At 64.0% G+C, this 17,507-nt stretch carries 18 protein-coding genes; 7 read left to right on the top strand and 11 right to left on the bottom strand.

The window, feature by feature from the left end; translation table 11 throughout:
• Positions 1-176 precede the first annotated feature (176 nt).
• Positions 177-1,664, bottom strand: coding sequence for a glycosyltransferase family 4 protein (locus tag ACYQ00_RS17500; protein ID WP_460033375.1), 1,488 nt, complete (start codon positions 1,662-1,664; stop codon positions 177-179).
• 431 nt (positions 1,665-2,095) lie between these two features.
• Here ACYQ00_RS17500 and ACYQ00_RS17495 point away from each other — a divergent pair, with 431 nt between their 5' ends.
• From ACYQ00_RS17495 to ACYQ00_RS17485, 3 genes are all read left to right on the top strand, one after another.
• Positions 2,096-2,875: a hypothetical protein gene (locus ACYQ00_RS17495; RefSeq protein WP_460033374.1), complete on the top strand. Its 780-nt coding sequence runs from the start codon at positions 2,096-2,098 to the stop codon at positions 2,873-2,875.
• Between the two features lie 359 nt (positions 2,876-3,234).
• Positions 3,235-3,654 carry a hypothetical protein gene (locus tag ACYQ00_RS17490; protein ID WP_460033373.1) on the top strand — a complete coding sequence of 140 codons (420 nt, stop codon included), beginning with the start codon at positions 3,235-3,237 and terminating at the stop codon, positions 3,652-3,654.
• A gap of 64 nt (positions 3,655-3,718) precedes the next feature.
• Positions 3,719-4,063, top strand: coding sequence for a DUF6693 family protein (locus ACYQ00_RS17485; RefSeq protein ID WP_460033372.1), 345 nt, complete (start codon positions 3,719-3,721; stop codon positions 4,061-4,063).
• A gap of 74 nt (positions 4,064-4,137) precedes the next feature.
• Here the strand turns inward: ACYQ00_RS17485 and ACYQ00_RS17480 are convergent, their stop codons facing one another.
• The 4 genes from ACYQ00_RS17480 to ACYQ00_RS17465 form a co-directional block, all read right to left on the bottom strand.
• Positions 4,138-4,488, bottom strand: coding sequence for a S1 domain-containing protein (locus tag ACYQ00_RS17480; protein WP_460033371.1), 351 nt, complete (start codon positions 4,486-4,488; stop codon positions 4,138-4,140).
• 73 nt (positions 4,489-4,561) lie between these two features.
• Entirely contained in the window at positions 4,562-4,936 is a 375-nt protein-coding gene (locus ACYQ00_RS17475; protein WP_460033370.1) for a hypothetical protein, read from the bottom strand.
• 3 nt (positions 4,937-4,939) lie between these two features.
• Positions 4,940-5,473: an RNA polymerase sigma factor gene (locus ACYQ00_RS17470; RefSeq protein WP_460033369.1), complete on the bottom strand. Its 534-nt coding sequence runs from the start codon at positions 5,471-5,473 to the stop codon at positions 4,940-4,942.
• A 258-nt stretch (positions 5,474-5,731) separates the two neighbouring features.
• The gene (locus ACYQ00_RS17465) at positions 5,732-8,089 is read right to left on the bottom strand and encodes a heavy metal translocating P-type ATPase (RefSeq protein ID WP_460033368.1); all 2,358 of its coding nucleotides are present in this window, start codon (positions 8,087-8,089) and stop codon (positions 5,732-5,734) included.
• Positions 8,090-8,229: 140 nt separating this feature from the next.
• Here ACYQ00_RS17465 and ACYQ00_RS17460 point away from each other — a divergent pair, with 140 nt between their 5' ends.
• Genes ACYQ00_RS17460 through ACYQ00_RS17450 form a run of 3 tightly spaced genes read left to right on the top strand, consistent with a single transcriptional unit; the run spans position 8,230 to position 9,296 of the window.
• Positions 8,230-8,757, top strand: a complete 528-nt coding sequence (locus ACYQ00_RS17460; protein WP_460033367.1) for a chemotaxis protein CheX — start codon at positions 8,230-8,232, stop codon at positions 8,755-8,757.
• 33 nt (positions 8,758-8,790) lie between these two features.
• Positions 8,791-9,000, top strand: coding sequence for a hypothetical protein (locus tag ACYQ00_RS17455; RefSeq protein ID WP_460033366.1), 210 nt, complete (start codon positions 8,791-8,793; stop codon positions 8,998-9,000).
• 41 nt (positions 9,001-9,041) lie between these two features.
• Positions 9,042-9,296: a hypothetical protein gene (locus ACYQ00_RS17450; RefSeq protein ID WP_460033365.1), complete on the top strand. Its 255-nt coding sequence runs from the start codon at positions 9,042-9,044 to the stop codon at positions 9,294-9,296.
• A 99-nt stretch (positions 9,297-9,395) separates the two neighbouring features.
• Here the strand turns inward: ACYQ00_RS17450 and ACYQ00_RS17445 are convergent, their stop codons facing one another.
• From ACYQ00_RS17445 to cbiB, 3 genes are all read right to left on the bottom strand, one after another.
• Complete coding sequence (locus ACYQ00_RS17445) at positions 9,396-10,529, bottom strand: transporter substrate-binding domain-containing protein (protein WP_460033364.1); 1,134 nt, start codon at positions 10,527-10,529, stop codon at positions 9,396-9,398.
• A gap of 47 nt (positions 10,530-10,576) precedes the next feature.
• A complete protein-coding gene (locus tag ACYQ00_RS17440) occupies positions 10,577-10,900 on the bottom strand; it encodes a putative quinol monooxygenase (protein ID WP_460033363.1) in 324 nt (107 codons plus the stop codon).
• A gap of 74 nt (positions 10,901-10,974) precedes the next feature.
• Positions 10,975-12,024 carry an adenosylcobinamide-phosphate synthase CbiB gene (gene cbiB, locus ACYQ00_RS17435; protein ID WP_460033362.1) on the bottom strand — a complete coding sequence of 350 codons (1,050 nt, stop codon included), beginning with the start codon at positions 12,022-12,024 and terminating at the stop codon, positions 10,975-10,977.
• Between the two features lie 119 nt (positions 12,025-12,143).
• Between cbiB and ACYQ00_RS17430 the strand changes: the two genes are divergently transcribed.
• Positions 12,144-12,686, top strand: a complete 543-nt coding sequence (locus tag ACYQ00_RS17430; protein ID WP_460033361.1) for a YkgJ family cysteine cluster protein — start codon at positions 12,144-12,146, stop codon at positions 12,684-12,686.
• A gap of 17 nt (positions 12,687-12,703) precedes the next feature.
• On the opposite strand, the gene mnmE is transcribed toward ACYQ00_RS17430, so the two are convergent.
• From mnmE to yidC, 3 genes are all read right to left on the bottom strand, one after another.
• Complete coding sequence (gene mnmE, locus ACYQ00_RS17425) at positions 12,704-14,161, bottom strand: tRNA uridine-5-carboxymethylaminomethyl(34) synthesis GTPase MnmE (RefSeq protein ID WP_460033360.1); 1,458 nt, start codon at positions 14,159-14,161, stop codon at positions 12,704-12,706.
• Between the two features lie 110 nt (positions 14,162-14,271).
• A complete protein-coding gene (locus ACYQ00_RS17420) occupies positions 14,272-15,795 on the bottom strand; it encodes a Jag family protein (protein ID WP_460033359.1) in 1,524 nt (507 codons plus the stop codon).
• 48 nt (positions 15,796-15,843) lie between these two features.
• The gene (gene yidC, locus ACYQ00_RS17415; protein WP_460033358.1) at positions 15,844-17,490 is read right to left on the bottom strand and encodes a membrane protein insertase YidC; all 1,647 of its coding nucleotides are present in this window, start codon (positions 17,488-17,490) and stop codon (positions 15,844-15,846) included.
• Positions 17,491-17,507 lie beyond the last annotated feature (17 nt).

Here is a 17,507-nt window from a genome sequence, read left to right as displayed (position 1 = left end):
TTAGGGAAGGGCCCCTTTTTTTTGCAACCTCATCGGTACAGGGCCATTGTCCGACGCCAGACCTCACCTCACGAAACATTTTCAGCCAAGGTGCAGCACATGCTCCCACATGCACGGTTCCGGGCGACTTTGTGCAGGGTCAAAACAGGGCAAGAAAGGGAGAATTTCGTGAATAATCAGCAGGGACACTCAGGGTCGTCGGCGGAGGTGCAGACGCCGTCCACCAATTCCCTGAGCCGGCATTCCACTGCGCGAAGAAATTGATTCCACACCAGAACCAGGTACTTCTGATACGCAAGACTGCAATGCTGCGGAATAACCGCCTGAACGATCAGCTCGCTCCCTAACTGGCGGGCTTCTTCATGGCGTTCGGCTTCGGGGTGCGTCTTTTCAGTGCGGTCCCAGCGGCGGAGCACCTGTCCATGACGCAGCAGGGTGACGCTATCAAAGGCAAGGTCATGCACACCGCTGCCTAGCAGGGTATACAGCTCCTCGGCGGACTCGCAACGTCCGGCGCGGCGACTCATGTAATCCATGTAGCTCGCCAGAAACTTCATGTGTGGCCGGTTTTCCAGTATGGAAGGGAGGCTTTCGCGCATATAGAGGCGAAGCACCATCACCACAAGTCCTATCAGCAAGACTCCGGCCAAGCTGAGCAGTACCAGCGAGGAAGTGCTCCGTTGCCCGAGAATAAGAGTCAGGGTAAGCGCGGAGAGCAGCGCGCTGAAGGCGTACAAAATGCCCACCACGCCACGAGGGCGGCCCACTGCTTCCATGAGCCGGTGATGCAGGTGATCCGTATCCGGCAGAAAAATCCGCCGTCCGGAAAGCCCCCGCCGCGCGATGGCCAGCACCACATCCAGCAGTGCTATACCAAAGGGAAGGAATGGCGCCAGCAGCATCACCAAGGCGCCAGAGCGCTGCCCGGACGTGGTGGCGGCGGAGCTGCTGGCCATGGCGCCCAGCAGGAAGCCTAGGAGCAGACTGCCGCCATCGCCCATGAATATGGATGCGGGCGGAAAATTGTACACCAGAAAGGCCAGGATGGTCCCCGCCACGCCAAATCCAGTGGCCACGGCAAACAAATCACCCTTGACCAGGCCGATGATGCCCGTGACCAGCGCGGCAAAGAAACAGATGCCGCCGGCAAGGCCATCGATCCCGTCAATGAGATTCACGGCATTGGTGATGGTCAGGATCGTCAGGGCGAAGATGGGCACGCCCAGCCAGCCGAAGTGTACCACCCCCACAAAGGGGATGGTCGCCACGGTGATGGTATGCCCCCCGGCAATGAGGATGGCCACCCCCACCAACTCGCCCAAGAGCTTGTTGCGCCAGCCCAGGTGCCGCTTGTCGTCGAGGGTGCCCAGGCCGCAAATCCAGAGTGACCCAAGCATCAGTGAGATCATCTGCCGCATCCCGGGGTGCTGTTCCGCCCCCGGATGCAGAGCGATGGCGACAAAAAAGAACAACCAGGCAGCCACCACCCCCGCCAGCATGGCCCCACCGCCCAGCAGGGGCACGGGGCGGGAATGGCAGCTGTGCCCACCCGGGTAGCTGACAATATCAAAGCGTCCGGCAAGACGCTTGGCGAACGGGATGGCGCATAGCGTCACCAAAAACCCGATGCCGCCGGCAAGCGACACGAGCAGGGCCATGTTCATAACATCAGCATCCAAAATCACATCGCACGGTTGGAGTGCGAAGGTTTCAGTGCAAAACAAATAGAATCCACTCCCTACACGGCCAATTCCATTCCGTAAAGCGTTCAGGTAACAACGCCGGCCCCGGGAGGATGTGCAACAATTGTTCAACAATCACATCTAGCAATTTTCTTGACTTTTTTTAACTATCGGGCATGGTGTTGAAAAAATAAACAACCATGCGCAACAACATTCGCCCAGAACGCCTCTCCCTGCGTGAGATCAGCCGACGTCTCGGCATCCCGCCTTCCAGCGTCTCGTATTATAAGGACCGCTTTGAGGCGTATATCCCGACGTGCCCTCCTCCTGCTGGTGCTTCCTCGCCCGCGTCCTCGTCTGCAAGGACCGCCTATCCGCCTGAAGCCCTCCATATTTTCAAGGAGATCCGAGATATGTACACCCAGCACTGGACCACCGATGCCATTGAGCAGGATCTGGCTGCCAGACTCTACGGCGCCGCCAGGGCCATGGAGGATCCCTCCCCGCAGTTTGCCTCCTCTGTTCTGGAACGATTCTCCCAGTTGCTGGAAGCCCAGACTGCCTTGCGACGGGAGCTTGAATCGGTGCGGGATGAACTGGCCTCCGTGCGGGCCAAATCCCGCGACCTGGATGCGCAGGTATTCGAGGAGCGATCCCAGCGAGTGGCCCTTTCCCTGGAGCTGGATGAATTGCGCGACGCTCTGACCGAGCGCCTGCGCCAGGAACAGGCCCATCAACAGACACACCAGCGGGCGCACCACGACAACGAATCCCGCCGCAAAGCGCAACAAAATCCCGGTGCTCACGCGCCCCCCGGCGGTGCCGAGGATGACTGGCACCTCTCCCTGCCGCTGGTCATCCGCACCGCGGCCAACGAGTACCTGGGCGTGGTGGGTCGGACCAAGCCGTTCAGCCTGCAGGACTTCATGCATCTGGTGGAGCATGGCGGCACGCGCCGCGGCCATGTGGCCCTCTCCAGGCTGACCAACCCTCCCCGCTGGGTGCTGGCCCTTTCCGCCAATGACCCCGAGACCGGGCGAATCCGCCGCCACCGCATGGAAGTGGCCCGCGTGACCACGCCCAGCGGCAACGAGGTGATGCAGATCACCCGGCTGGCCATGGATGGCGTGGATGCACCAGAGCCATTTTTGCTGGTTCTTTTCCGCAAAATCAAGGAAGAGTTTGACGGATAATACGTGCTGAAGGCCCGCCTCCCCTGCCCGGCCATGCAGAAGGCCCGTGCTGCACCTGTCCAAATACGGACGCCGCGCAGTCCTTGGCCTGCCTTGCGCCAACATTCATGAATCGTGGTGCGTTAAACATTATCATGATCGGCGTCGCCCTGCGGGTGCAGATTCCATCATCTAACGCAATCAATTCATGTTGCTTTTCTGACCGTATTCCATCTAGAAATAATCTTGATCTACCCGGTGAAATGCGCTACATGAAAGCTGCGCTGTGGACCGGGTGAACGGGTGAGGGCTCCACGGCCAAGACCTTGCATCCTGCAGCAGGACACGCTCAAGGCAGTCCATAAGCCAAGGGGGAGCACATGCCGCAAGTGGCTGCGCGAATTACGCCCACCCATGAGCAGTGGCTCAAGGAGTTCTTTAAGACCAAAAGCGCCGGCGCGGAGTTCATTCTCCCCTGGGCTGTGGACACTTTTTATCGGGCGTTGAACAATATCAAGGCCATGTTCTCTACGGCGGAGTTAAAAACCATCGTCGAGGCCCATAAGGACGTCCGCCTGCTCCCCGACCAGAGCCGCCTGGCTTACCTGCAGCTGCGCATTGCCGATGCGTGCGAGCTGGATCTTGTGCACACGCGCCATGGTTCCTCGCCGGCGGCCCTCGAAGCCAAACTCAAAAAGCTGGATGACACCCAGGCCACAGCCCTGATGATCTGGGCCACCGCCTTCTGGGTGAGCAAGGAGTTTGAGGACCTGGGCCTGGAAGACTACATCAAGGGCTAGCCCGCGCCTTGTGCGTTGGCGCAGATGGCACAGGCTCACCAAGGTCACCCCACAGGATACTCGCATGACGGTGTTGTTGAAAATCGGCACGATGGAAATGGATCTGGACTTCCTGGCCGCCTTCTTTCACGCCCTCAAGTGGTTTCTGCTGACCATCCTGACCTTTGGCCTCGCCGCCTTCCTCTACCCCTACGCCATCACTGCCTTCTGCATCAATCGCACCCGCCTTGTGGACTCCGGCGGCCGCTCCCGCCGGCTGGTGTGCGATCTGGATATCTCCTCCCGCATCGGGCATGCCATTCTCTGGTTCCTTCTCGCCTGCCTCACTGCCGGTCTGGCCTACTTCATCTACCTGTACCGCGTGGCCAAATTCGTGGCCGAACACACGCACGTGGTGGATGCCGACTGAACACAGACGCGCCGGAGGAATCGCTTCCCCCGGCGCATGGGTTTGTGCCTGCTCCAGGCGGGAGCTTCGTGCGATCACACGGACGCAGCAGCCTCTGACTCCGTCCCCACGCTGAAGTGCAGGTACACGTCCGGCACGCCGTCAAGCGGCACCCAGAATCCGCGAATCTTGCGCCCGTGGAACTCACCGAATATCCACTTGGCCTGCCCTTCCCGCAGGCTTGCAGCAGCCCGGCAATGGGTGCAGTTGGCGTCGTGAAGATTCTCCGGATTCAGACTGGAGCACTTGATGCCAGTTGCCACGCCTAGCTCCCGCCCCTGCCGGTTCACGGCCAGGATGGTCCGGTTCTTGTGCACCAGCATCACGGATTCCGGAAACAGGCCCCACATCAACTCGAACGACTGGATCACGGCGTCGTCAATCATCCTTTCCTCCTTGCTTCGGCCGCAGTGGCGGCCCTGCAGCATATGACGCGCCCGCCGGAGTTTTATTGCACCACTATCTGGGAGCCCGCTCCCCGGCAGCGTCCTGCCTCTGCTCGCGAACAGTCTGCTCACCCACTTGCCGCCACCAGTCGTCGTACTCCTGCCGGGGAGAGCGCGACTCCCGCCGGGTATGGTGCGAGTGCCCGCCCAGGCCCAGCCCTCCCGTCAGGATGCGCGTCAGCAGCAGCAGCCCCACCCCCTGCCAGTAGCCGATGGCTGGCAGGGCAAAGAGATCCGGCATGAGGACGTTCCAGAGGAGCATCACAACCCAGCCAAATCCAAGGGACAATGCCGCCGCCAGCCCAACCCCCAGGCCCAGATGAACGGCGATGAGCCAGGCGCGGCTGTGCGGGGTTCGCGTTGTGTCCGTCATTGCGCAATGCATCATGGCTTACTCCTTGGCAAATTCATGCAAATATTGTTGCAGCTTGGCCACGGCCCGGTGCTTGCGGGACAACAGCGTGCCCAGCGGTTCGCCCCAGGCTTCCGCCAGTTCCCGAAAGCTCACGCCGTCCACTTCCGTGGCCAGCCAGACGGCCCGTTCCGCCGGGCTGAGCGTGCCCAGCGCAGCCAGCAGACGCTCACGAAGCTCCCCGCGCATGGCCTGCTGCTCCGGTGACACCGCCCCGTGATCCTCCCACACTGCTTCTGACTGGGCCGCCTCGTCCAGGGACTCGGCCGGCCAGACAGCGTGGCCTCGGCGGCTCGCGTCAATCAACCTGTTTTCTATGGCCCGATACACATAGGCGGCCAGACTCTCGATCTCCCCGAACACGTCCGCCCGCCGGACGAGGCCCAGCAGCACGTCGGAAAGGATGTCTTCGGCGTCCATGCGCGAGGCGCGATACAGCCGTTTGCGCACATAGCGCAGCAGTCTGGAGCGTTCGCCTTGCACGAAGGCGGCGAGGGAGGAAGATGATGCCATGCAGAACAAGACGGCGGGGTAAGAGAAATATTGCCCAGGTGCTTGAAAAAAGACGCGCTGCGCAAGGCCGCCGGACGATTCCCCCTGAAATGCCCCGAGCGGATTACTGGATCAATTCAGGGAGAATCCACCACAAACAGACGGGCCATGCCAGGCGCTTCCTGGTAGTGCAAGGCCCGATGCGCCTCCTGGCCCGCCGGAAGGGTCGGCGCAAAAGCGATGTCCGCGCCGGGATTCAGCAGGCCGGCGCTGGGGAAGTCACTTCGCCCACCGGAGCCTGAGGGCGTTGCTGACCACGCTCACGGAGCTGAGGGCCATGGCCGCGCCGGCGAGCATGGGGCTCAGGGTCGGACCCCCGAAGGCATGCAGCAGGCCCGCGGCCACGGGGATGCCCAGGATGTTGTACCCAAAGGCCCAGCCAAGATTTTGCAGAATGTTGCGCCGGGTGGCCCGGGAAAGCCGGATGGCCGTCACCAGGCTGCGCAATCCGCCGGCACCGCCAGCGCCGAGCAGCACCACGTCCCCGGTTTCCACGGCCACATCCACACCGGAGCCCATGGCCAGCCCCACGTCCGCCGTGGCCAGGGCCGGGGCGTCGTTGACACCATCGCCCACCATGCCCACCAGCCGGGGCCGCCCGCCATCCTGCTTCCACTGGGCCACTGCCGCGGCCTTGCCCTCGGGCAAGACTTCGGCCATGACATCCTGCCCGTCATTCCCGGCCAGCCCCAGCTCGCGGGCCACGGCCAGGGCGGTGCGCCGGGCATCGCCAGTGAGCATCACCGGCCGGATGCCGTTGCCGCGCAGCCAGTCCAGCACCTCGCGGGCCTCAGGGCGCAGGGCGTCGGCCACGGCCAGGACCGCGGCAATACGTCCCTCCACCGCCAGGAGCAGCGGCGTGCGGCCGGCTTCGCCCTGGGCCTCCAACTGATGGCGCAGGCCTTCCCCATAGGGCAATCCTGTTTCTTCAAGATAGTTCGGGGAGCCGATGCCGACCCGTACCTGGCCTTCGGGCTGCTGGATCACAGCCGTCACGCCCTTGCCGGTCTGGGTTTCGAAGGAAAGGACCGGTGGCAGCGTCAGCCCCCGCTCTGCGGCAGCCCGGACGATGGCCTTGGCCAGCGGATGCTCGGAGGAGGCTTCCGCGGCGGCGGCCAGGGTCAGGCAGGTCGTCTCGTCGAACTCCCCTAGCGGCTGGATTTCCATGAGCTGCGGTCGGCCCTGGGTCAGGGTGCCGGTTTTGTCCAGCACCAGCACCTCAATTCTGCCGCACTGCTCCAGGGCCAGGCCATTCTTGAAGAGCACGCCCAGCTGTGCGCCGCGCCCCGTGGCGACCATGATGGAGGTGGGCGTGGCCAGCCCCATGGCGCAGGGGCAGGCAATCACCAGCACGCTGATGCAGATGCGCAGGGCCACGCTGAACGGCTCGCCGGCTGCCAGCCAGGCCAGCCCGGCCACCAGGGCAATGCCCATGACCACGGGGACGAAATACAGCGAGATGCGATCGGCCAGGTTGGCCACCGGCGCCCGGGAACCCTGGGCCTGCTGCACCAGGGCGATGATCCGCGCCAGCACCGTTTCCTCCCCCACCCGGGTGGCCCTGAGACGCAGGCTGCCCTGCACGCTCACGGTGCCGCCGGCCACCATCTCGCCGGGGCCTTTGGTCACGGGCAGGCTCTCGCCAGTGAGCATGCTTTCATCCAGCGCCGCTTCACCGGCCACAATCTCGCCATCAACAGGCACCCGCTCCCCGCTTTTCACCAGCAGCACATCCCCGGGCCGAACCGTCGCCACGGCCACACGTTCGGTGGTGGTGGCGGTCAGCGCGTCCTCTCCTGCCCCGGCGACAATCCGCGTGGCTTCTTCCGGCGTCAGCTGCAGCAGGGATTTGATGGCCGAGGAGGTTTGCATGCGCGAGCGCAGTTCGAAATACTTGCCCAGGGAAACCAGGGCGATGATCACCGCCGCGCCTTCATAATACAGATCCATGGCCCGGCGCATGGGGTCCACTCCCAGGGCGATCTCCAGGGTGTTCCAGGTGGAATAGGCCACCGCCGCGCCCGTGCCCAGGGCGATGAGGGAATCCATGTTCGGCGCCTTGGCCCACAGCCGGGACACGCCGGAAACGTAATACTGCCGCCCGGTCCAGACCACGGGCAGCACCAGGGCCAGCTGGATCAGCGCAAAGCTGAGGGGGTGATGATGCGGGCTCAAAAACGCCGGCATGGGCAGGCCGACCATCTCGCCCATGGAAATAATGAAGAGGGGCACGGTAAAGATAAAGGCCGGAACAAGGCGGCGGCGCCACGCCTCCAGCTCCTCGCGCAGCTCTTGCTGCCGCGCCTCCCACATGGCCCTGGCGTCGGCCTGGCGCGAGGCCACGCTGGCGGAAAAGCCTGCGTTGCCAATGGCCTGCAGCACGGCGTTCAGGGCGTCGCGCCGGGCAGCGTCATCCAGCGCGGCATCAAACACAATGTCCGCACTGGCTGCCGGCAGGGACACATCCGCCGCCGTGACGCCGGCCTGCATGGAGGCTACCCGTTGCACCCTGGCCGAACAGGCCCCGCAGGTCATCCCCTGCACCGAAAGCCGCACGGCCGTCCCTTGCTCAGACATGAACATCCCTCCGTTTTCACGCGATTCTGCACGTCGCTTGCTTGACCGAACATGGGGGAATCTCTACTATGCTCCCGGATGGAATTGTCGGCAAGGGGCTTCAAGGCATCCTTTCCTGCACAACAACACGGTGAGCCCGCATGGCCCAAGGCGAATCAAACAACATTCCCCGTCCTGGCAGCGCTGCCAACAGGCTGCGCAAGCGGACATTTGACGTGGACTTCATCAATCCCTTCCTGCAGGCGGTTGTGGACGTGCTCACCACCATGGCCCAGGTGGTGCCCACTCCGGGCAAGCCGTTTTTGAAGGAGTCCACCTTTGCCCGTGGGGAAGTGAGCGGCATCATCAATGTGAACGGCTATGCCAACGGCTCCATTGCCCTGAGCTTTCCCGAAGATTGCGCCAAGGTCATCGTCGGCAACATGCTCAATGAGACCATCCGGGAGATGGGACCGGACGTCTGGGACGGCGTGGGCGAACTCACGAACATGATTTCCGGTCAGGCGCGCAAGGGGTTGGCCATCCAGGGCATGAAGTTCCATGCCGGCATCCCCAAGGTGCTGCACGGCAAGGGGCATACCGTGGTCCACCCCACCAATGGGCCTGTTATCGGCATTCCCTTCAACACCCCGTTTGGGGATTTGACTGTGGAAGTGAGCCTCTCCTGATACAGCAGGCGCGCCGACACAAAGGAACTGACCATGCCCTGGACCAAGGCCCAACACTGGGAAGCCATTGCCCGGACCTCCAGCGTATCCCACTCCTTTGCCTCCACCTTGCAGCGGGAACTGGCCGAACTGCACGAACGCATGGAGGCCCGGGGCCTGACCATGCCGGAGCAGCCCGCCATGGTGGAGATCACCCCTCTGATTGAGGCCGAGACCGGTCGTCTGGCCAATTACTCTGCCTGAGCCCTGTTCATTTCGCGCTCGAGCGCCGCAGGAGGAACGCCATGTCTGCTCCCGGCTTTTCCCGCGATGCCATGTGGGCCGTCATCAAGGAATGGACGCGCACCTCGCAATCCAGCGTGGGGCGCGAACTGCACGCCATGGCCGAGCGCTACGAGCGCCATAGGAAAATGGGCCTGCTGCCCTCCATTGGCGAGTACATCGCTGCGCAGTCCCGGCAGCATACCCCTGGCGAGCACCTCTCCGCACCACATACCCTTGAGTCAGACAGTGGCGGCATTGTGCATGACAAGGCCTGAGCACGACAAGGCCTGAGCACGCCGTGGCGCGTGCCGGTTCCGCTGGCTTCGAGGTCCAACAGGGGATCTGGCCTGGAGGATCTGGCCTGTGGCAGGATTTCAGGATCCCAGAAACGTTTCGGTCAGGTGCTCCCAGTACGCGCGGTCTGCGCGCAGGCGCAAGAGGGCGATGTTCACCCGTTTTCGCCAGGGACTGTGGGCTGGAAAGGCAAAGCCGTAGTCTTCCTGATCCACCATCATGGAAAGGAGGGTGATCCCTTTGGCCGTGCCGCGCAGCATGGCGTATTGCAGCAGGGGCCGGTCATGCAACACCGCGTCGAGCCGGCCGGCCGTGAGATCGTCGAGGGCGGCGTCCAGAGTCTCGTACCGTCGGGGCGTGGCCCGGATGTGCTGCAGGTATTCCTCGGCCTGGGAATCCACCAGACAGCCCGTACGGGCCGTGCGCAAATCCCCGGCGCTGGAAATCCGGCCGCCAATGCGATGCATCGTCAAGGTGGTGGTGATGCTTGCCGTGAAGACCGCCACCAGAATCACACAGGTGAACATCCAGAGCAGGGCTACCACCCGGGCCGGTGTGGATTTGGGCGCCGTATCACCATAGCCCACGGTGGTCATGGTCACGCTGGCCCACCAGACACCATCGATCACGCCCGTCAGCCCTTGCCGGAACTGCTCCGGATTCGCCTTGCGTTCCAGCAGCCAGACCACCAGCCCGGCCAACAGGGCCAGAAAGAGCATGGCCGAGACATAGGCCAGAAAGTCCAGGGAAAAAATCTCCTCCACCACATTCAGGAACACGCCGGCAGAGGCCTGGTGCGGCACGGCCACAGCCAAATCCGTATCGTAATACGGGTAGGAAAAATCCATATGCTGTTCGCGGCTGGAGGTGATGGACAGAGCGGAGACACCGGCGTCGATGCTGCCGGTTTCCAGCGCCTGCAGCAGCCCGGGGAGGTCCATGGGGATAAAGGTGCAGGTCTGGTTGCGATGCTCCATGATCGTCCGCCACAGCACCACCGCGATGCCCGTCCAGGCGCCCTCTTCGTCCTGATAGGCGAAGGGCGGCGCCTCCACCACCCCCACCAGCAAAGGCGGTCCTGCCGGCGTGGCAGACGAAGCCGGTGTCGCCGGCGTGGCGGCTTCGGCAGGCCCGGCTGGCTCAGCGGCTGCCGCCACTGCGCATGCGGCCAGCACCCCCCACAGCACCAGTAACAATATCAGGAAAGGCCGCATCCGCAGCGGCCTTTCCTGGTGAAAACACGGTGCGGCCAAAGGGGAGATCAGGCTGTTTGCTTGGTCCACGCCGCATCCGACGGGAACAGGTGCGTCCCGAATACCCGCACGGGGGGCGCCGCCAGCAGCACCTCGGCCGCCGCGGCAAACCGGGCGAAATGCGGCATGGCGCGGTGCGTTTCAAAGGCTTCCTTGCTGGCGTAGACTTCATAGAGATGCAGCGTATGTTCGTCCTCCTGGTCCTGGATGACGTTGAACTGCAGGCAGCCCGACTCCAGCGCCACGGAGTTGGTGGCGTCGTCCATCATGACTTCCAGAAATTCTTCGCGCTTGCCGGGTTTGATTTGAAGGGTCACCATCAATGCAAACATGTCGCCTCCTGTGGGGCTGAAATGCGCTGCCGACCGACGCCGGAGTGCCGGCGCCACACAGCCGGACCATGCCATCATCCCGTGAAATAGCCAAGCCAGGAGACGCCACACCACGAAGACAGGGCCAGCGCCGCACTCAATGCCAGAAAATGCAGCCCCAGGGCCGCCATCAGACAGGCTGCAGTGCAGACTTCCACCAGGGCCTCACAGCGGGCCTGGGTCCATTGCCGGCCTTCCCCTTCTGCCCCTGCTCCCTGCTCCGGAGGCCCCAGCCAGGGTTTGACCGTGGCCTGACCAAAATAGCGTGCCGGTCCGCCCATTCCTGCGCCCATACCCCAGGCTGCCGCAGCCATGGGCCAGCCGGCGTTGGGGCTGGAGGTGGTTTTTGCATCGCGAACGGTAAAGCGCCAGGCGCGTTGCAGCCGGCGCACACTGCGACCGCCCAGAAAGCCCCGGGCCCAGGCCACCAGCAGAATGGCCATGGCCGTGAGCCGGGCAGGCAGGTAGTTCAGCACATCGTCCACGCGGGCCGCGGCCCAGCCAAAATGCTGAAAGCGCGACGTCTTGTAGCCCCACATGCTGTCGAGGGTGGAAGCGGCCTTGTACGCCCAGAGCCCGGGCGGGCCAAAGAAGGCCAGGTAGAAAAACGGGGCCACAAATCCGTCGGAGGTGTTCTCGCTCACGGTTTCGGCCAGGGCGCGACGCACCTGGGGCATGGTCAGGTGTTCCGTGTCCCGGCTGACGAGCATGCGCAACGCGTTCCGGGCCAGGGCATCCTGCTCCCGGGTCAGGCGGAGCACCCGTCGGGCCTCCCGCCGCAACTGCCCGAGCGCCAGCCCGGCAAAGGCCAGATACAACGCCGCCACCCCGCCCAAAGGCAACAGCACCACGGCGGCCCCGGCCAGGGTCCCGGCCAGGAGCATCAGCAACACCGTGCAGCACAGCCCCATGGCCCGGTGCACCAGAGGCGAGGCGGATTCCGGGCGAAAAAGCCGCTCCAGCTTCTCGGCCAGCCAGCCAATACCGCGCACGGGATGCGGCAGGCGATGGGGATCGCCCAGGGCCAGATCCAGGGCAATGGCCAGCAGGGGAATCGAGGCCGGGAGCACGTGTTCGTCAACCATGCCCTTCCCTGTACCCGGCTCGACCGTTCCAGACAAGAGCCCTGCGTGCCTGCACATTCCCCCCCGTCGTGATCCGTCCGCCTGTTGACTGCGTCACGTCCAGACGCTATCCCCCATACATGCCCTTGCCCGAAGCCCTCCCCTCCCCGGCCGCACCACCCACGCCGCATGTGTGCGCCCGCTGCGCCCGGTGCTGCGTGGTGGTTCCCGGCGATGAAGACATGCTGTTCCCGCTTTTCGATGCGGAAATCCGGCGGCTGCGGGATGTGGCGCCGGATGGCCTGGACCCGGTGGTCGCCGCGCCCAATTCTCCGGCCTTTCAGGAAGCGATGCTCCGCCTTTTTCCCGACGATGCCGACCGGGTGCGCGAGCTGGTGCCCATGAACGGCACACACATGCAGCTGGCGATAAAGGACGACGGGAGCTGCGTGTTTCTGGGCCCCGAGGGCTGCACCCTGCCCCGGCATGTACGCCCGGCGCACTGCACGCTCTTCCCGCTCTGGTTTGTGCGCCGCCGCCTGCGCGTGCTGGATGCTGACTGTCTGGCCCTGCGCGAGGCCAAGGCCATCTGGAAGGTGCTGGACCTGCTGCAACTGCAGGAGACCACCCTGCGCGAGGCCTTCGCCCGCCTGCGTCAGGCCTGGGATCTGCCGCCAGAATAGACGAGGCACCGCCAGGACTACTTTCCGATGCAGAAGCTCGAAAAAATCTGCTCCAGAATGGCCTCGCTGGTGATGGCGCCGGTAATTTCCGCAAGCAGGGAGATGGCCGCATCCAGACGCACGGCCAGCAGATCATACGGCAACCCGGCCTGCTGCGCTTCCAGCAAGGCCAGTAGTTCCTGACCGGCCGCGTCCAGCAATTGGGTCTGCCGGAGGTTCGGGGTCAGGACGTCAGTCTTGCCCTCACACGCAGCGGTTCGCAAACAGGCAGACATGGCCTGGACCAGGTCATCCACCCCCTGCCCCGTGACCGCGCTGACGGCCACTGCCTCAGCCGCGCCCGTAAGTGCCGGAATGGCCGGAAATTGCACCAGATCGATCTTGTTGATTACCGGCAGGACCGGCGTCCGGGGCATGGCCCCTTCAACCCTGCGCAACAGCTGACGTTCCGGACTCCCCGGGTCGGCCCAGGCTGCCAGCCGGGCATCCATGACCAGCAGGATCAAGTCCGCCCCGTCCATAAGCTCCCGACTGCGGGCAATGCCCTGGGCCTCGGCTTCGTCCAGAACCGCCGGGGCATCGGAAGTCGGGTCGCCGCCTTGCCGCAGGCCGGCGGTGTCCACCAGACGCACGGCCAGGCCGTCCAGCAACAGGGATTCTTCCAGATAATCCCGTGTGGTGCCCGGCAAGTCCGAGACAATGGCCCGCTGACGGCCAAGCAGCGCGTTCAGCAAACTGGATTTGCCGGCATTGACCCGCCCGGCCAGGACCACCAGCGCCCCCTCCCGGACCAGCCGCGTCCGCCGGTGCTGGGCCGCCAGTCCGGACACCGCCCGGGCCACGGCCTGCACCTGCGCCTGAAACACGTCCGGAGGCAGACACTCCACCTCGTCCTCGGGAAAATCCACCGCCAGGCAGCAGTCGCGCTTGAGGGACTCCAGATCTGCCCGCAGGCCCTCGATGCGTCGGGAGAGGGCGCCGGACATGCGATCCTGGGCCAGCCGGGCCGCGGCAAGCGTGGGCGCGGTGATGGCCTCGGCCACGGCTTCGGCCTGGGCCAGATCCAGTTTCCCATTCAGAAAGGCCCGCTTCGAAAACTCGCCGGCCAGTGCCAGCCGGGCCAGCCCCGTCCCCAGCACGCGCTCCAGCACGGCCCGCACCAGCACGCCGCCACCATGACACTGCAGCTCCGCCACCTCCTCGCCGGTGAAGGAGTGCGGCGCCGGAAACAACACGGCCAGGCACTCGTCCAAGACAGCGCCGCAGCAATCCACCACATGCCCGTGATGCAGATACCGGGGCAGAAATCCTGTAAATCCCGGTGCAGATGGCCGAAAAATCTCCGCCAGCACCTGCCGGCTGGCCGGGCCGGACACGCGCACCACCCCCACCCCGCCCTGTCCGGCTGGCGTGGCAATGGCGGCAATGGTATCGCCTGCGGGCGACGCGAACATGGAAGAAGGCGAATGCGGCATGAAGACCCTTTGCGGGAGCAAATGCTGATCAGTCAGATTCAATAAAAAGGGGGTTCCTGGAACCCCCTTTCTCATGTTTCGTATGCGGCGTGCGCCGGCGACCGCCTGACTCAGGACTCAATCTGGTCAAGGTGCTCGGGGGCCGCCACGGTGGCTGTCGGCAGGGCATTGCCCGGCTCGCCCGGCTCCTTGCCCGGCCCATTCTCCGGCCCATTCTCCGATCCAGTCTCCTCCCCGCCAGCCGCACCATTCTCCGGTCCGGCGGTCTGGCCGTTGCCTTGTGCGGCACCCAGGGTGCTGCGTTTGCGGCGGGGGCGGCGGGGCCGGCGAGGCTTGGATGGCTCTGTGGCACCGGTATTCGCTGCCATTTCGGCACCTTCAACTCCGGCTGCGTCGTAATCCAGAGCGGCCGGGGCCTGGACGTCTGGCTGGAGGTCTGGGGTCTGGACGTCTGGCTGGGCCATGTCTTCCATCCCCTCGACCTGAGCGCCAGACTGCGCGGCCGGCTTGGCTTTTTTCGGCAGGATGACCACTCGTTTGAGCGCGCCTTCCCCCTTGCTGCGGGTCACCACGGTGCCGTCTTCCTGCAAGGCCACATGAATGACGCGGCGATGATAGGACGAAAGCGGCCGGGTGGACTGGGCCTTGCCCGAGGACCGGGCCTTTTCGGCCAGGTTCAGCGCCAGCTGACGCAGGGTATCATCCTGACGTTCTTTATAATTTCCGGCTTCCAACGAAAGTCGCGGCAGGGGGCCATCGGTCTGCTTGGCCAGAATCCGGTTGGCCAGATACTGCAACGCAGCCAGCGTGCCACCTTCCTTGCCAATGAGCAGGCCGACATCCTCGCCGGCGTCCACGCCCACCAGAATCTTGCCCGGTTCCGGCATGGAGAGCTGCAACACCGGCTCGCCCACCAGGGGGGCCAGCAACTGCTCCATCATCTGCTGCACCCGTTCCTTGACGGCCTCGGCCTGTTCGTCGGTCAGATCAGCCACGGGAGCGGCTTCGGCCCTGGGTTGGCGGGCCGGAGGCTGATGCTGACGCGCAGAAGCCTGCTGACGGAGCTGCGGCTGGGATTGACGGGGCTGCCCCTGCCTGGCTTGGGGGGCAGTCTGGGCCTGCGGCGCAGGCTGTGCCTGAGATGCGGGCGGGGACTGCGGGGCCGAGGCGTCTCCCGCATTCGCGCCATCCGCCCCCTCGGCAGCCGCCGGCTTGCGGGCCTGCCGCTGACGCGACCGGCTCCGCCGGGACTTTTCGGCCCTGGCCGGTGCGTCCTCCGTGGCCTTGTCAGCATTGCCAGTCCCTGCATCCCCGGCAGCTGCAGCCTCAGCCTGTGAGGCGGCGGAGCCTGTCAAGGCGGAGGAACTGGCCGGGATGGCCGGGGAGGAAGCCCCCGACTGTGTCACTGCCTCGACCTCGGTCCCGATGCGCATGGCCTCGACCTGCCGGCGGGCAGATTCCCGCCGGCGGGCCTTGACCTGGGCCTTGCGCGCGCCCACCAGACCGAAGATGCCGGCCTTGGCGTCGCAGATGATGTCTATTTCCAACTGGGCCCGGGCCACGTCGTAATACGCCATGGCCTGGGATATTGCGTCATCAATACTCTTGCCTTCAAACGTCCTAAACTCGTCCATTGTCTCTCCAGCAATCAGGGCTTGGCGTGGATGATGCAGCAAAAACAACTACACGTTGCGGAGCATCCACTTCTGTTGCGCGATGGAGAGCACGTTGTTCACCAGCCAGTAAACCACCAGCCCTGCGGGGAAGTTCAGGAACATGAAGGTGAAGATCACCGGCATGAGCATCATGATCTTGGCCTGCGTGGGATCGCCGGGAGGCGGGCTCAGCTTTTGCTGCAGGAACATGGTGCCGCCCATGATCAGGGGGGTGATGTAGTACGGGTCCTTGAGGGACAAGTCCGCCAGCCAGATCATGTCCGTAAAGGGCAGGTGCGAGATGAACGGCGCCTGACGCAGCTGAATGGCGCCCAGCAACGCTTGATACAGGCCAATGAACACCGGAATCTGCAGCAGCATGGGCAGGCAGCCGCCGGCGGGGTTGACCTTGTACGTCTTGTAAAGACTCATCATCTCTTCGTTCATCTTCTGGCGGTCGTCCCCGTGCTTTTCACGGATTTTGGCCATCATGGGTTGCAGCTTTTTCATCTGCTCCATGGATTTGTAGCTCTTGTTGGAGAGCGGCCAGAAGAGAATCTTCACGCAGATGGTCAGCAGGATGATGGCCACGCCATAGTTGCCGACCAGGGAGTAGAAGAAATTGAGGGCCACGAGCAGCGGCTTGGCGATGACGCTGAAGAAGCCGAAGTCCACGGCCTTGCCCAGGGCACCGGGCAACACATCCAGGAATTTTGGATCCTTGGGCCCGAGATAGTAGCCCATCTGGAACACGCTTTGCCCGCCGGGAGCCAGCTGGTCGGCGGGCTTGGTCAGGCTGGTGCGGTAGACGCCGTCATCGAATTTGGCCAGGAACTGTCCGGTCAGGTCCTGCCCTTCCGCAGGGGCCACCACAGCCATGAAGTAGTTGCTGAGGATGCCGCCCCAGCGCAGGTTCTTTTCACGCAGAAAGCCCTTGGTCTGCAGATCATCGCGATCGTGATCTTCCTTGAAGCCGTCGTCGTCATACGCGGCAACGCGGGTGACGTTGTAGCTGTCATCCTTGGCCGTGAAGGGCAACACGGCCATGGTGAAGCGAACATCTCCCACCTGCTTGGCTTCCTCGCTGATATTCTGCAGGGTCAGGGATTCGGCGATATAATAGTTGCCGGGGTCGAAAGTCAGCGTCCGGACAAGGCGGATGCCGGAGGCCTCCCCCACAAAGGTCAGGGTGGCGTTTTTGCCATCGGCCAGGGAAAGCTCGGTCACGGGCTGGCCATCCGCTCCCAGGGCCTGGCCCCAGGTGAAGGATTCCCAGGTGGCATACTTGGAGAGCAGCACGCCCATGGGGTGGGCGCCGGACGCGCCGGGAGCAATGACTTCCACGTCCGGGGAGTCCTTGGCAATGCTCTGCTTGTATTGATGCAGCTGGAAGGTGGAGCACCAGCCGCCGGCCGTGTTGAAGACGGCCTTGTACAGCGGGCCATTCACCACCACGGGCGAACCGGCCAGCGGCTTCATGGGGTCTGCCGGAGGTGCGGCGAATTCCCGGGCCGCCTGCAGGGGCGCAGCCTGGGAGGCGTTTGCCACAGTGGTGTTGACGGCAGGCGTTTCCGGGGCCTTGGGAGCCGGGAAAAAGTAGCCCCAGCCAAGGAGCACCCCAAGACAAAGGACCACGGCAATGACGAGGCGCTTCTGATCAGGAGAATCTTGCATGTGCACTGAGCCTTGCT

This window comes from Megalodesulfovibrio paquesii (assembly GCF_054653055.1).
This window is presented reverse-complemented; position numbering and strand designations above follow the sequence as displayed.

Coding starts and splice junctions, on each gene's coding strand:
- ACYQ00_RS17465 (WP_460033368.1), bottom strand. CDS start 8,089: ATGTCTGAGCAAGGGACGGCCGTGCGGCTTTCGGTGCAGGGGATGACC.
- ACYQ00_RS17420 (WP_460033359.1), bottom strand. CDS start 15,795: ATGGACGAGTTTAGGACGTTTGAAGGCAAGAGTATTGATGACGCAATA.
- ACYQ00_RS17460 (WP_460033367.1), top strand. CDS start 8,230: ATGGCCCAAGGCGAATCAAACAACATTCCCCGTCCTGGCAGCGCTGCC.
- ACYQ00_RS17445 (WP_460033364.1), bottom strand. CDS start 10,529: ATGCGGCCTTTCCTGATATTGTTACTGGTGCTGTGGGGGGTGCTGGCC.
- yidC (WP_460033358.1), bottom strand. CDS start 17,490: ATGCAAGATTCTCCTGATCAGAAGCGCCTCGTCATTGCCGTGGTCCTT.
- ACYQ00_RS17470 (WP_460033369.1), bottom strand. CDS start 5,473: ATGGCATCATCTTCCTCCCTCGCCGCCTTCGTGCAAGGCGAACGCTCC.
- ACYQ00_RS17490 (WP_460033373.1), top strand. CDS start 3,235: ATGCCGCAAGTGGCTGCGCGAATTACGCCCACCCATGAGCAGTGGCTC.
- ACYQ00_RS17485 (WP_460033372.1), top strand. CDS start 3,719: ATGACGGTGTTGTTGAAAATCGGCACGATGGAAATGGATCTGGACTTC.
- ACYQ00_RS17495 (WP_460033374.1), top strand. CDS start 2,096: ATGTACACCCAGCACTGGACCACCGATGCCATTGAGCAGGATCTGGCT.
- mnmE (WP_460033360.1), bottom strand. CDS start 14,161: ATGCCGCATTCGCCTTCTTCCATGTTCGCGTCGCCCGCAGGCGATACC.
- ACYQ00_RS17475 (WP_460033370.1), bottom strand. CDS start 4,936: ATGATGCATTGCGCAATGACGGACACAACGCGAACCCCGCACAGCCGC.
- ACYQ00_RS17500 (WP_460033375.1), bottom strand. CDS start 1,664: ATGAACATGGCCCTGCTCGTGTCGCTTGCCGGCGGCATCGGGTTTTTG.
- ACYQ00_RS17450 (WP_460033365.1), top strand. CDS start 9,042: ATGTCTGCTCCCGGCTTTTCCCGCGATGCCATGTGGGCCGTCATCAAG.
- ACYQ00_RS17430 (WP_460033361.1), top strand. CDS start 12,144: ATGCCCTTGCCCGAAGCCCTCCCCTCCCCGGCCGCACCACCCACGCCG.
- ACYQ00_RS17480 (WP_460033371.1), bottom strand. CDS start 4,488: ATGATTGACGACGCCGTGATCCAGTCGTTCGAGTTGATGTGGGGCCTG.
- ACYQ00_RS17455 (WP_460033366.1), top strand. CDS start 8,791: ATGCCCTGGACCAAGGCCCAACACTGGGAAGCCATTGCCCGGACCTCC.
- ACYQ00_RS17440 (WP_460033363.1), bottom strand. CDS start 10,900: ATGTTTGCATTGATGGTGACCCTTCAAATCAAACCCGGCAAGCGCGAA.
- cbiB (WP_460033362.1), bottom strand. CDS start 12,024: ATGGTTGACGAACACGTGCTCCCGGCCTCGATTCCCCTGCTGGCCATT.